Genomic DNA, 12,728 nt, shown 5'->3' with positions numbered 1-12,728 from the left:
AGCGCTAGATCATGAGTGGCACAGTCGTTCTCGTCGTCGACGTGCTCAACGCCTACGAGCATCCCGACGCCGATCTCCTGATTCCGAACGTGGAGCCGACCATCGAGCCGTTGTCGACGTTGTTGAAGCGCGCCAACGACTCCGACGACGTCGACGTGGTGTACGTCAACGACAACTACGGCGACTTCACCGCCGACCACCGCGACCTCGTCAACGCGGCGCTTGCCGGACGACGGCCGGACTTGGTCGGGCCGATCGTGCCGGCGCCGGACACCAGGATGCTGACCAAGGTGCGTCACAGCGCGTTCTACTCGACGCCGCTGGGGTACCTGCTTGGCAGGCTCGGAACCGAGCGGGTGGTCATCACCGGGCAGGTGACCGAGCAGTGCATTCTCTACACCGCCCTGGACGCCTACGTGCGGCACTTCGACGTGGTGATTCCCCCGGATGCGGTGGCGCACATCGACACCGAGCTCGGCAAGGCCGCCTTGAAGATGATGGAGCAGAACATGGCGGCCACCCTGCTGCCCGCCGCGGAATGCATCTGACCCGCACCGATTTTCACGCAACCGCAAATTGCCGCGGCGCGTCATCTACTGTTTCCCAACAGTAGCCACCGCGGGGGATCGGACATCTGGATGACACGGGACAACGCGTTCGCAGTCGTCGCCCCGTGATCCCCGAGTTCAAGAGGGCCATGCGGTTGGCAGGCATGCGTCCGGTGCCGCGCTGGCCCTCGCGTACGTCGATCGATCTGCGCGGCAAACGGGTGCTCTTGACCGGCGCGTCGTCGGGAATCGGTGCGGTTGCCGCGCAGCTGTTCGCCGCCGAGGGTGCCACGGTCGTGGCGGTCGCCCGTCGAGCGGACGTGTTGGCCGACGTCGTCGAGAAGATCACCGCCGGTGGCGGGAACGCCACCGCAATGGCGGCCGACCTGTCCGATTTGGACCAGGTCGACGCCGTCGTGAACGCCGCTGGGCCCGTTGACATCTTGATCAACAACGCGGCGAGGTCCATTCGGAGGCCGCTGATCGAGTCCCTGGAACGGTGGCATGACGTCGAACGGGTCATGGCGCTCAACTACTACGCGCCGCTGAGGCTCATTCGCGGGGTCGCCCCCGGGATGTTGGAACGCGGCGACGGCCACATCGTCAACGTCGCGACGTGGCGCGTGCTGCCCGAATCGTCACCAATGTTCGCCGCCTACAACGCTTCCAAGGCCGCGTTGAGCGCGGTGAGCCGCGTGGTCGACACCGAGTGGGGGCACGCGGGCGTGCATTCCACGACGGTCTACTACCCCCTGGTGGCCACCCCGATGATCGCCCCCACCCGGGTGTACGACGGCATCGCCGCGCTCTCGGCAGAGGAGGCCGCACAGTGGCTGGTGACCGCCGCCAAGACCCGGCCGATCCGCATTGCGCCCCGCAAGGCCCTCGCGCTGCGCGCCCTCGACGTCGTCGCACCCCGGATGCTCAACGCCGTCCTGGAACGCGAGACCGACCGCATGAACGCCAGAGCCCAACCGGCCGAGGTTGCCAATCCCACATCAGGAGAACACCGTTGACGCCAAGATCCGCCCTCTTCGCCGTGCTCGCCGCGTGTCTGCTCATGACGGGTTGCCAGGGTTCCGCATCCGCTGACGGTTATCCCGCGGGACCTGTGACGATGACGGCGGGCGCCTCGCCGGGGAGCGGCTTCGACCTGACCATTCGCGCGGTCGTCGATTCGGTGCAGAAGGAGGGCATCGTCGACGTGCCACTTCCCGTGCAGAACCGACCGGGCAACAGCGGGGCGGACTTCCTGGCGACCATGGTCGACCAGTACCGCGGTGCCGACGACCAGATCTCGGTGACGTCGCTGTCGATGATGACCAACCAGCTCAGCGGCACGTCCAAGTACGGCTACGCGGACGTCACGATGATCGCCCGGCTGATGACCGAGTACTTCATGGTCGTCACCCGACCCGACGCCCCATACCAAGACCTCGGCGACGTCATGTCGGCCATCAAGTCCGATCCGTCCCGCGTCGCGGTCGGTGCCGCCCTCGACGACCAGGCTCCGTTCGACCTGCTGGTATCCGCGGCCGGCGGCGATCCGTCGTCCATCCACTACGTCACCCACGAGGGTGGCGGCGACCAGAGTGCCGCGCTGGCCGGCGGCGAGATCGGCATCGCCATCGGCGGGGTCAGCGAGTTCATCGGCCAGGTGAAGACCAAGGAGCTCAAGGGACTTGGCGTCCTGGCCGAGGACCGGCTGCCCGGACTGGACGTGCCCACCGCCAGGGAACAGGGGCTCGACGTCACGCTGTCGAATTGGCGCGGTCTCTACGGTCCGCCGGACATGCCGGCGTACGCGGTCGAGTACTGGCAGCAGGCACTGGCCAAGATGGTGGACACCGCGACGTGGAAGGACACCGCGGCGCGCAGCCAGTTCACCACGACGTTCATGGTGGGCGAGGAGTTCCAGGCCTTCCTTGCCGAGACCCAGGCCGACGTCGAGGCTGCGCTGCAGGCGGCTCGCCGGTGACGGACGCCGAGACCAGCGTGGGTCGACGACCCGAAAACCTGGCTCTCGGCGCACTTTTGACGACGGCGGCCTTCTTCTGCGTGGCGATGGTCGGCACGCTGGCGAAGGTGGCCGGCCAGTACACCTCGACGGGGGTGCTGCTGCTCTTCCAGAACGCGATCTGTCTGCTGTTCGTGATTCCGGTGGTGATGCGCGGTGGCTGGACGTCGATGCGCACCGACAAGATCGGTCTGCACGTGCTGCGGGCGGTCGCCGGCACCGCCTGCTGGTACGCGCTGTTCTTCGCGATCGCGCGGATTCCGCTGGCCAATGCGACCCTGCTGACCTACAGCGCCCCGCTGTGGATGCCGTTGATCGCCTGGGTGGTGACGCGCCAACGGGTGGCGACCGCGACGTGGGTCGGGGCGGTCGTCGGTTTCGCCGGCGTGGTGCTGGTGTTGCAACCCCAAGGCCACCGCGTGGACGTCGGCGAATTGGCGGCGTTCGCCGGTGCGCTCCTGCTGGCCGTCGCGATGATGTCGGTGCGGTGGCTCGGCGCGACCGAGCCCATCCTCCGGGTGCTGTTCTACTTCTTCCTGCTCTCGACGCTGCTGTCGGTGCCCATCGCGGCGCTCGACTGGCGGCCCATCCCGCCCGCGGCCTGGCCCTGGTTGATCGGGCTCGGGTTGGCGCAGCTGTCGTCGCAGACCCTCATCGTGCTGGCCTACCGCTACGCCCCCGCCGAGAAGCTGGGCCCGTTCATCTACTCGGTCATCGTCTTCACCGCGGTCGCCGACTGGATCTTCTGGAACCATCCGCCCACCCTGGTCACCTATGGCGGAATGGCCTTGGTGATCGGGGGAGGCCTCGTCGCAATTCGCGCGAGACGCCAAGGGCGGCAACCCGTTCGGGAGTGATCCTCAGGCGCCGCGGCCGTCGCCGTCGCGGAGCAAGGCGACGTCGGAGACCAGGCGGATGTGTTCGGCCATGGCGCGACCGGCTTCCATCGAATCGCGCCTGCGCACCGCCTCGGCGATGCGTCGGTGACCCTCTAGTGACGCGCGCGGTCGCTGCGACTGTGACAGCGACTCGATGCGCGTCTCGCGAACGAGCTCGGCGATCTCGCCCATGAGTCGGGCCAGCAGCGGTGAGTGCGCGGCAGCGGTGATCGCCCGGTGGAAGTGTTCGTCACCGGACACGCCGCGCTCACCCTCGGTGATCTCCATGTCCATGATCGCCAGGGCGTCGTCGATGGCGGCCATCTCGGCGTCGCTGCGACGCTCGGCGGCCAACTCGGCCAGTTTCACCTCGAGCGCCTCACGGGCCTCGATCACCTCCGGAAGCCGGTCGGCGTGTTCGCGCAGCGCGCGGATGGCCGAGTCGCCGACCGGGCGGCGGATCAGGACCGCACCGTCGCCGTGTCGCACCGAGAGGATGCCCTGCACCTCGAGCGCCACCAGGGCCTGACTCAGTGACGCCCGGCTGACGCCGAGTTGAGCCGCGAGTTCACGTTCGGGGGGCAGGCGTTCGCCGGCCTGCATGTCGCGGTTGGCCATGTGCTCGCAGAGCTGTTCGACGATGACTTCGTACAGCCGGGGCCGGGCCACGGGACGGATTTGCTCAGCCACTGTGTCACTCACTCTCTGTTCCTCTGGACCACACGATAGCCCGCCGTTTGACATGATGGCCGCCACACCCGGGATTGACAGTGACCTGCTTCACTGCTTCACTGCAAGTGACCCAGTGGCTAGGCCAATTAGCCACCCGACGACGCGGAGATCGAGATGCCCACCGAACTGATACCGATCTTGGCGCTGGCCGTCATGTTCATCGCGGCCACCGTGTTGCCGGTGAACATGGGCGCCCTTGGCTTCGTGGCGGCGTTCTTCGTCGGCACCGTCGCGGTCGGAATGGACGCCGACCAGATCATCGGCGGCTTTCCCAGCAGCCTGTTCCTGACCCTGGTCGGCATCACCTATCTCTTCGCGATCGCGCAGAACAACGGCACGGTCGACCTCCTGGTGAGGGGAGCGGTCCGCCTCGTCGGAGGACGGGTCGCGCTCATCCCGTGGGTGATGTTCGGCATCACCGGCGTCCTGACCTCGATCGGGGCACTCGGACCCGCCGCGGTCGCCATCGTCGCCCCCATCGCCCTCGGCTTCGCGGCTCGGTACAAGATCAACGCGCTGCTGATGGGCATGATGGTCGTCCACGGCGCCCAGGCCGGCGGCTTCTCGCCGATCAGCATCTACGGCGTCACCGTCAACAACATCGCGTCCAAGGCCGGGCTGGAGAACAGCCCGCTCACCCTCTTCCTCGGCAGCCTGCTGTTCAACGCCGCCATCGGTGTCCTGCTGTTCGTCTTCCTCGGCGGTCGCTCGCTGATCGGCCGCAGCGTGCACGACGAGGACGGCACCCGTGCGATCGACGACACCGGGTCGGTGGGCGGCGGCAAGACGCCGACGACGGTTATGCGCGGGTTCGGCACGACCACCACCAAGTCCCCCTCACAGGCGGTCACCGCCGAGAAGGCGCCGCCGCTGGCCACCGCCGTCAAGGCCATCACGTTCGAGCAGATCCTCACCCTGGTCGGACTCGTGTCCCTGGCGGTGTTCTCGCTGATTCTCGACCTCGACGTCGGGTTCGTCTCCATGACCGTCGCGGTGATCCTGGCGCTCGCGTCGCCAAAGGCTCAGAAGGGTGCCATCAACCAGATCAGCTGGTCGACGGTTCTCCTCATCGGCGGCGTCCTCACCTTCGTCGGGGTTCTGCAAGAGGCGGGCACCGTGGAATGGGTGGGCAACGGCGTTGCAAGCCTTGGTGTTCCGCTTCTGGTGGCCCTGCTGCTGTGCTACATCGGCGCCATCGTCTCGGCCTTCGCCTCGTCGACCGCGATCCTCGGCGTCACCATCCCGCTCGCGGTCCCGTTCCTGCTGGCCGGCGACGTCGGTGCCATCGGCGTCATCGTGGCACTGTCCATTGCTTCGACCATCGTCGACGTCAGCCCGTTCTCGACCAACGGCGCGCTGGTGCTGGCGAACGCCCAGGGCGTCGACCGAGACGTGTTCTACAAGCAGATCCTCAAGTACAGCGCGCTGGTGGTCGTCATCGGACCGGCCGTCGCGTGGGCGATCCTGGTGGTCCCCGGCTGGCTCTGATCCCATGATCACGACGGCGGCACGCGGTAACGCGTGCCGCCGTTTCGTGCGTCGAAATGGCCGTTGAGCTGGGAATCTTGGCATTGACACCGGCTACCGCTACGTTGATAATTGGCTAGGCCACTAGGTCACCAATCCAACGGGAGGATCGCGTCATGCCACTCAACTCAGGGAGAACGGGTCCGCTGAGCGGGACCGTGGTCGTCGATCTGACGCGGGCGCTCGCCGGCCCGCACGCGGCCATGATGCTGGGCGACCTCGGCGCCGACGTCATCAAGGTGGAGAGCCCCAAGGGCGGGGACGACACCCGGTCCTGGGGCCCGCCCTTCGTGCAACCCAAGGACGCCGAACGCGAATCCACCTACTTCCTGTCGGCGAATCGCAACAAGCGGTCGATTGCGCTGGACCTCAAGACCGACGAGGGCAGGGAGGCCCTCGAGGAGATGGTGCGCCGGGCCGACGTCCTGCTCGAGAACTTCCGGACCGGCGTGCTGGACCGCCTGGGCTTCTCGACCGAACGGCTCGCCGAACTCAACCCCGGACTGGTCGTCCTGTCCATCAGCGGGTTCGGTCACGACGGCCCGGAAGGCGGCCGGTCGGGCTACGACCAGATCGCCCAGGGTGAGGCCGGCCTCATGTCGTTCACCGGTTCGGGACCCGATGACGTTCAGCGCGTGGGTGTTCCGATCGCCGACCTGCTCGCAGGCATGTACGGCGCGTTCGGCGTCCTCGCCGCATTGCGCGAGCGCGACCGCACCGGCCGCGGCCGGGTGGTGCGAACGTCGTTGCTGGCCAGCGTCGTCGGCGTGCACGCCTTTCAGGGCACCAAGTGGACCGTGGCCGGCGAGGTCGGCGAAGCCCAAGGCAACCACCATCCGTCGATCTGCCCGTACGGCCTGTTCCCGACCGCCGATGGGGCAGTGCAGATCTCGGTGGGCAGCGAAGGTCTGTGGCACCGCTTCTGCGAGGGTTTCGGCGTCGACCCCGACCGCGACGGAATGGCCACCAACCCGCAGCGGGTCGGCAATCGTCTGGCGGTGATCGAGTTGGTTTCCGAGCTGTTCGGCGGCTGGGAAACCGAGCCGCTGCTAAAACTGCTCGACGGGATGGGCGTTCCGGCGGGCAAGGTGCGCAACGTGCAAGAGGTGTACGAGTGGGAGCAAACCAAGTCTCAAGGGCTGCTCGTCGACGTCGACCATCCGACGCTGGGCCGGGTCACCCTGCCCGGCCCCCCGCTGCGCTTCTTCGACGCCGACGGCACCGAAGTCACCGAGACGCACCACCTTTCGCCGCCGGTGCTGGGCGGCGACGACGAGCTGGTACGGGCCTGGCTGAAGGAGGCGGTGTGACGACCCGGCTGAGTGCGGCCGAGCTGCTCGAGGTCGTCGCCGACGCCGACAGCTTCGAATGCTGGGACTCGCCAGCCGTGGAGTATCCGGTCGACCAGGCCTACGCCGACGAGCTGGCGGCTGCCCGAGCCAAGACCGGCCTCGACGAATCGGTCCTCACCGGGGCGGTGAGCATCCGCGGCCGGCGGGTCGCAATCCTGTTGAGCGAGTTCGCCTTCCTGGCCGGCTCGATCGGCGTGGCGGCTGGCGACCGACTGGTCACGGCCATCAACCGGGCGACCGCCGAGGGGCTGCCGCTGTTGGCGCTGCCCACCTCCGGGGGAACCCGGATGCAGGAGGGCACCGTCGCCTTCCTCCAAATGGTCAAGATCACCGCCGCGATCACCGCGCACAAGGCGGCTCACCTGCCGTACCTCGTGTATCTGCGCCACCCGACCACCGGCGGGGTGTTCGCGTCGTGGGGATCACTCGGACACCTGACCGTCGCCGAACCCAGCGCGCTGATCGGGTTCCTGGGACCGCGCGTGTACGAGGCGCTCTACGACGACCAGTTCCCCCGTGGCGTGCAGACGTCGGAGAATCTGCAGGCTCACGGTCTCATCGATGCGGTCCGGCCGCCCGAGCAACTCGGCGAGATCGTCGACCGCGCGCTGCGCATCATGACCGACGCGCCGCGGTGCCGCCGGCTGGTGGCCGACCCGCCAGACTGGGACGTCGAGGACGTGCCCGCGTGGACGTCGGTGCTGGCGTCGCGGCGCAGCGACCGTCCTGGCGTCCGCGAACTCCTCTTCAACGCCGCCGCAGACGTGTTGCCGCTCAACGGAACCGGGCAGGGCGAATCGGATCCGGGGCTGATCCTGGCGCTGGTGCGCTTCGGGGACGTGCCGTGTGTGCTGCTAGGCCAGGACCGGCGCGGTCAGACGCCGACCACCCCGCTCGGACCCGCCGCCTTGCGGGAGGCGCGCCGCGGGATGCGCCTGGCGCAGGACCTGCAACTGCCGCTGGTCACCGTGATCGACACCGCGGGCGCGGCGCTGTCCAAGGACGCCGAGGAGGGCGGGCTCGCCGGCGAGATCGCGCGGTGCATCGCCGACATGGTGGACCTCGACACCCCGACGGTGTCACTGCTGCTTGGGCAGGGCACCGGGGGAGGGGCACTCGCGCTGGTGCCTGCCGACCGCGTGCTGGCGGCCCAGCACGCGTGGCTTTCCCCACTTCCGCCGGAGGGCGCCAGTGCCATCGTCCACCGCGACGTCGCCCACGCCGCCGAGATGGCAGACCGGCAGGGAATCCGATCGGTGGATCTACGGCGGGCCGGAATCGTCGACCTGATCATCCCCGAGCGTCCCGACGCGGCCGAGGAGGCACAGCAGTTCTGCGAACGGGTGGGCGCAGCCCTGCATCGAGAACTCGCCGAGCTGATCGCCCAGGACGGGGACATGCGAATGATCGCCAGGGCCAAGCGGTTCAACCGGGTGGGATACGGCTCGGCAGCTGCAGTCAGTCTTGGAGCGCTTCCTCCACCCGCTGCACCTTCGCGCTGAGCTGCCCGGTGTAACCGGGGCGGATGTCGGCCTTGAGCACCAGGCTCACCCGGGGCGAGGCGGCGGCGACGGCGTCGACGGCCTGCTTGACGACGGCCATCACCTCGTCCCATTCGCCTTCGATGTTGGTGAACATCGCGTTGGTCTCGTTGGGCAGCCCGGACGCGCGTACGACGCGAACGGCCTCGGCCACCGCCTCGTGGACGCCTCCCGTGTCGTCACCGGCGGATGGGCTGAGGCTGAACGCGACGATCATGGCGTCCAGCCTGGCACATCCGTCGTCGCTCAGCCCAGCGCGCGTGCCCCGATCGGCTCGCTCAGCTGCGCGCGCACGTTGCGGGTCAGTTCGTCGGCGAGCACCTCGTCGGCGCCGGATTCCACGCCGTCGAGGACCTGGCGCACCACCTCGGCGGGGTCGGTCTTGGGGGCGTCGGTGAACGACGCCATGTCGGTGTCGACGTATCCCACGTAGACCCCGACGACCTGAACGCCGCGCGGTGCGAGCTCCAGGCGGATCGAATCGGTGGCGCTCCACACCGCGGCCTTGGACACCCCGTAGCTGCCGGCGACGGGCAGCCACGACAACACCGAGGCGACGTTGACGATCGCGCCGCCCCGGTCGGCGATCCGGTCGGCGAATGAGGACGCCAAGGCGAGCGGTCCAAACAGGTTGGTTTCCAGCTCTTCTCGTAGTGTCGGAGCGCCGGGCTCGAGCACGGACGCGATCCGTGCAATGCCCGCGTTGTTGATCAGGACGCTGACGTCGGATGCCGTCTCGGCCGCCGCTGCGACCGACTGGGGGTCGGTTACGTCGAGGGTCAGGGCCACCACGCGAGGATCGGACGCGTCGACCTGCGAGGAGTCTCGGGCGGCGGCGTAGACCTTGGTCACCCCGCGGTCGAGCAGCTGGGTCACGTAGTGGCGCCCCATTCCTCGGTTGGCTCCGGTGACGAGGACGGTCTGGTCCTTGAGTGTGGTCATGTGGATCTCCTGCTGTGCGGCGACTCGAAGTACACCGATTGGTGTACTTCGGCGACGCTACACCGCGCTGTCCACGAAGTAAACCAAGCGGTATACTTCGGTGATGAACACGCAGGTCGAGCCGCAGCGCGGCGGCCGAGGCGCACGCCAACGGATCCTCGACGCCGCGGTCAAGCTGTTCTACGCGGACGGCATCAACGCCACCGGCGTGGAACGCTTGGCAGCCGAGGCGTCGGTATCCAAACGCACCCTCTACCAACACTTCCCGAGCAAGGAGGCCGTGGTCGAGGAGTATCTACGCCACATCCGAAAGGGCATCGGCGATCCCGTGCACCCCGATTCGGCGGCGAGCAAGCGCAGCCCCAGGTCGCGCATCCTGGCGCTCTTCGAGGTGCCGCCAGGCGGCGAGGGGCCGTTGCGCGGTTGCCCGTTCCACAACGCGGCCGTCGAAGCCGCCGGCGGCATGCCCGAGGTTCACGACATCGTCGAGGCGCACAAACGGAGCTACGTCGACGGCGTGGTTGCGCTGGCGCAGGCCGCGGGCGCGGCCAACCCGAAGCTGCTGGGCAACCAACTCGCCATCCTCTTCGAGGGTGCGGCGGCGATGTCCACCTCCCTCGACGACCCCTCGCCATGGGCGCAGGCCAGGAAGGCCGCCCAGACACTCCTCGACGAGGCGGTCAGCCGCGGTTCGCCGTGACCGAATCGCCGGTCGTCAGCTGTGGGGGTTGCTTGCGCACTGCACGATGAGTGCGGCCAGCGGCTCGGACAATCCGTGCTTCTTGACCAGGGCGGCGGATGCCTCCTGCTGGGCGGCCTTGCTCGACCCGCCACCCATCGAGTCGTACGCCTCGGCGCCGATCTTGGCCGCGGTACTGGAGTCGATGGTCAGACCGCCGACCGACATTGCGTCGGACACCATGCACCGCAGATAGCCCGCCCTGTCGAAGTCGGCGGCGGCAGTAGGGGCAAGCAGGAGGGCCAGTGCGCCCATGGTCGACGTCACTGCGGCGATGCGGGTCTTCATCACGCGAAAAGGCCTTTCCATCCGCCCCCTGCAAGGATTGCCTATGCTACCGACGACATTCTGGGAGTCGTCATCGGGCGGCTGATCACTGCCCCTCCTCCCGCCCTCCTACCGCCGAGTGTGGGCTCCACACTCGGCGGTAGGGAACCAGTCGGATAACGATTGCGAACCCGAACGATTGCGATTCGTCCCGCGAGGCCGACCCGGCCGCCATGGAACCTACGGTGGGCCTGGTGCGCCGCAGAACTGCCCTGAAGCTTCCGCTGATGATGGCAGCAGGTGCCGCTCTGACCCGTGTTCCCCTGGCCTCGGCCGACCCGGTGCGGTGGACCGCGGAGCGCGCCAACGCCTGGTATCAGGGGCAGGGCTGGCTGGTCGGCGCCAACTACGTGCCGGCAACCGCAATCAACCAAATCGAGATGTTCCAGCAGGGCACCTACGATCCGCGGCGCATCGACGCCGAGTTCGCGATCGCCCGCCAGCTCGGGTTCAACACGATGCGGGTCTTCCTCCACGATCTGCTGTGGGCGCAGGACCGCCAGGGGTTCCAACGGCGTCTCGCCCAGTTCGTCGGCATCGCGGCCAGCCGTGGCATCAAGCCGATGTTCGTCCTGTTCGACTCGTGCTGGGACCCGCATCCGAAGCTGGGGCCGCAGCACGCACCCGTCGTCGGCGTTCACAACTCGGGATGGGTGCAGGGCCCGGGTGCCGATCGCCTCGGTGACCCTCAGTACGTCGCCACGCTGCGTGACTACGTCACGGACGTCGTCAGCCAGTTCCGCAGCGACCCAAGGGTTTTGGCATGGGACATCTGGAACGAACCCGACAACCCGGCCAAGGTGTACCGCAAGGTGGAACGGGGCGACAAGCTGGAGCTGGTGGCGGGGTTGCTTCCGCAGGTGTTCGGGTGGGCCAGGGCCGCGAACCCAGGACAGCCGCTGACAAGCGGAGTGTGGCAGGGCAGTTGGGGTACGGGCAATCGCAGCAAGATCGCCGGCATCCAGCTCGACAACTCCGACGTCGTCAGCTTTCACTCGTATGCGTCGCCGACGGAGTTCGAAGCTAGGATCGACGAACTCGCCCCGCTTGGCCGCCCCATCCTGTGCACCGAATACCTCGCGCGGCCTCAGGGCAGCACCGTCGAAGGCATCCTGCCAATTGCCAAGCGCCGCAACGTCGCCGCCTACAACTGGGGCCTGGTCGCCGGCAAGACCCAGACGTACCTGCCGTGGGACACCTGGGACAAGCCCGACCCGTCCGAACCCAAGGTTTGGTTCAGTGATCTGCTGCGACCGGACGGAAGTGCCTATCGCGATGCCGAGGTCAAGGCGATTCAACAGCTGACCGGAGTGCTCGGGCAGGCCTGAGGTAGACCCCACCTCGCCGAGTGCACGGTTGTCGTACACATCGCCCGAGTGACCCCGTAAACAAAACCGTGCGGTCGACGAGCCGTCAGCCGTCGGACTCCTCGCGGCCGCGGCCCCGCCACGCCCGGAACCCGCTCCGCGCGACGAAGGCGCCGGCCACCGCCGTCACGCACCACACGCCGATCGCGGTGTACGCCAACGGTGCCGACAAGTCACCGATCGACGCGCCGAGCGCGGTGTAGACGAAGGCGCGCGGCGCCGAGCCGATGAACGCACCAACGGCCATCTGCCACAACGGAACTCCGAAGGCGCCGAAGGCGTATGACGCGAGCGCGTCGGAGATGCCAGGTACGAAGCGCTGGCCGACGACGGCCCACAATCCGCGCCGCTGAACCTGGGCGTCCAAGCGGTCGGCGCGCTCGGCTCCCATCAGTGAGCGTGCGCCGTCGCGTCCGGCCCGGCGTCCGACGAGACTGGCGATGCACGCGGTGCCGATGGCGGAGAACAGCGTGACGAACGTGCCGAGCGCGGGGCCGAACAGCACGCCGCTGCCGGCCGCCAAGATGGGCCCAGGCACGAAGATGGCGCCGAGCACCGCCGACACCGCGACGTAGGCCAACGGTGCGGCCGGACCGGTCGCCATCACCACGCGACGGACGTCGTCGACGTCGACGATCCTGGCGACGCCGACTACGTAGAACAGCCCGAGGAGGAACGCGACGAACAGGGCTAGCCGGATGACGTGGCTCCGCCTGGTGGCGGGCACGGGAGCGTCGGCGTCGGCGTCGGACACGGCG

14 protein-coding genes are annotated in these 12,728 nt (G+C 68.1%); 9 read left to right on the top strand and 5 right to left on the bottom strand.

Annotation, left to right across the window (positions count from 1 at the left end):
- Positions 1-11: 11 nt before the first annotated feature.
- From B1790_RS03715 to B1790_RS03700, 4 genes are all read left to right on the top strand, one after another.
- Complete coding sequence (locus tag B1790_RS03715) at positions 12-548, top strand: cysteine hydrolase family protein (protein WP_079921854.1); 537 nt, start codon at positions 12-14, stop codon at positions 546-548.
- Positions 549-673: 125 nt separating this feature from the next.
- Positions 674-1,564: an SDR family oxidoreductase gene (locus tag B1790_RS03710; RefSeq protein ID WP_079921853.1), complete on the top strand. Its 891-nt coding sequence runs from the start codon at positions 674-676 to the stop codon at positions 1,562-1,564.
- A complete protein-coding gene (locus B1790_RS03705) occupies positions 1,561-2,526 on the top strand; it encodes a tripartite tricarboxylate transporter substrate binding protein (RefSeq protein ID WP_233164916.1) in 966 nt (321 codons plus the stop codon). Before B1790_RS03710 ends, B1790_RS03705 begins: the two co-directional genes overlap by 4 nt.
- Positions 2,523-3,422, top strand: a complete 900-nt coding sequence (locus B1790_RS03700) for a DMT family transporter (RefSeq protein WP_079921852.1) — start codon at positions 2,523-2,525, stop codon at positions 3,420-3,422. The genes B1790_RS03705 and B1790_RS03700 overlap by 4 nt, the downstream gene beginning before the upstream one ends.
- A 3-nt stretch (positions 3,423-3,425) precedes the next feature.
- Here the strand turns inward: B1790_RS03700 and B1790_RS03695 are convergent, their stop codons facing one another.
- A complete protein-coding gene (locus B1790_RS03695; RefSeq protein WP_079921851.1) occupies positions 3,426-4,133 on the bottom strand; it encodes a FadR/GntR family transcriptional regulator in 708 nt (235 codons plus the stop codon).
- Positions 4,134-4,289: 156 nt separating this feature from the next.
- Between B1790_RS03695 and B1790_RS03690 the strand changes: the two genes are divergently transcribed.
- From B1790_RS03690 to B1790_RS03680, 3 genes are all read left to right on the top strand, one after another.
- The gene (locus tag B1790_RS03690) at positions 4,290-5,663 is read left to right on the top strand and encodes an SLC13 family permease (RefSeq protein ID WP_079921850.1); all 1,374 of its coding nucleotides are present in this window, start codon (positions 4,290-4,292) and stop codon (positions 5,661-5,663) included.
- Positions 5,664-5,818: 155 nt separating this feature from the next.
- Complete coding sequence (locus B1790_RS03685) at positions 5,819-7,012, top strand: CaiB/BaiF CoA-transferase family protein (protein WP_079921849.1); 1,194 nt, start codon at positions 5,819-5,821, stop codon at positions 7,010-7,012.
- Positions 7,009-8,556 (top strand): carboxyl transferase domain-containing protein, encoded by a 1,548-nt coding sequence (locus tag B1790_RS03680; protein WP_079921848.1) that lies wholly within the window; start codon positions 7,009-7,011, stop codon positions 8,554-8,556. The genes B1790_RS03685 and B1790_RS03680 overlap by 4 nt, the downstream gene beginning before the upstream one ends.
- Here the strand turns inward: B1790_RS03680 and B1790_RS03675 are convergent.
- Positions 8,513-8,812: a thiamine-binding protein gene (locus tag B1790_RS03675; RefSeq protein ID WP_056554259.1), complete on the bottom strand. Its 300-nt coding sequence runs from the start codon at positions 8,810-8,812 to the stop codon at positions 8,513-8,515. The two genes, B1790_RS03680 and B1790_RS03675, sit on opposite strands and share 44 nt — an antisense overlap.
- A gap of 29 nt (positions 8,813-8,841) precedes the next feature.
- Positions 8,842-9,537 (bottom strand): SDR family oxidoreductase, encoded by a 696-nt coding sequence (locus B1790_RS03670; RefSeq protein WP_079921847.1) that lies wholly within the window; start codon positions 9,535-9,537, stop codon positions 8,842-8,844.
- A 103-nt stretch (positions 9,538-9,640) separates the two neighbouring features.
- On the opposite strand from B1790_RS03670, the gene B1790_RS03665 reads away from it, so the two are divergent.
- On the top strand, positions 9,641-10,237 hold the full coding sequence (locus B1790_RS03665) for a TetR/AcrR family transcriptional regulator (protein ID WP_079921846.1): 597 nt from the start codon (positions 9,641-9,643) through the stop codon (positions 10,235-10,237).
- Positions 10,238-10,252: 15 nt separating this feature from the next.
- Here B1790_RS03665 and B1790_RS03660 read toward each other — a convergent pair whose 3' ends face one another.
- Positions 10,253-10,567 carry a hypothetical protein gene (locus B1790_RS03660; protein WP_142271012.1) on the bottom strand — a complete coding sequence of 105 codons (315 nt, stop codon included), beginning with the start codon at positions 10,565-10,567 and terminating at the stop codon, positions 10,253-10,255.
- Between the two features lie 230 nt (positions 10,568-10,797).
- On the opposite strand from B1790_RS03660, the gene B1790_RS03655 reads away from it, so the two are divergent.
- Positions 10,798-11,931: a cellulase family glycosylhydrolase gene (locus B1790_RS03655; protein WP_079921884.1), complete on the top strand. Its 1,134-nt coding sequence runs from the start codon at positions 10,798-10,800 to the stop codon at positions 11,929-11,931.
- Positions 11,932-12,016: 85 nt separating this feature from the next.
- On the opposite strand, the gene B1790_RS03650 is transcribed toward B1790_RS03655, so the two are convergent.
- Positions 12,017-12,724 carry a TVP38/TMEM64 family protein gene (locus B1790_RS03650; protein WP_079921844.1) on the bottom strand — a complete coding sequence of 236 codons (708 nt, stop codon included), beginning with the start codon at positions 12,722-12,724 and terminating at the stop codon, positions 12,017-12,019.
- Positions 12,725-12,728: the final 4 nt, after the last annotated feature.

This window comes from Mycobacterium sp. AT1, from assembly GCF_002043095.1.
Taxonomy (GTDB): domain Bacteria; phylum Actinomycetota; class Actinomycetes; order Mycobacteriales; family Mycobacteriaceae; genus Mycobacterium.
This window is presented reverse-complemented; position numbering and strand designations above follow the sequence as displayed.

What these genes read in the sequence shown, in the direction of transcription:
- B1790_RS03715 (WP_079921854.1), top strand. Translation starts at nt 12, where the DNA reads ATGAGTGGCACAGTCGTTCTCGTCGTCGACGTGCTCAACGCCTACGAG.
- B1790_RS03690 (WP_079921850.1), top strand. Translation starts at nt 4,290, where the DNA reads ATGCCCACCGAACTGATACCGATCTTGGCGCTGGCCGTCATGTTCATC.
- B1790_RS03685 (WP_079921849.1), top strand. Translation starts at nt 5,819, where the DNA reads ATGCCACTCAACTCAGGGAGAACGGGTCCGCTGAGCGGGACCGTGGTC.
- B1790_RS03675 (WP_056554259.1), bottom strand. Translation starts at nt 8,812, where the DNA reads ATGATCGTCGCGTTCAGCCTCAGCCCATCCGCCGGTGACGACACGGGA.
- B1790_RS03670 (WP_079921847.1), bottom strand. Translation starts at nt 9,537, where the DNA reads ATGACCACACTCAAGGACCAGACCGTCCTCGTCACCGGAGCCAACCGA.
- B1790_RS03665 (WP_079921846.1), top strand. Translation starts at nt 9,641, where the DNA reads ATGAACACGCAGGTCGAGCCGCAGCGCGGCGGCCGAGGCGCACGCCAA.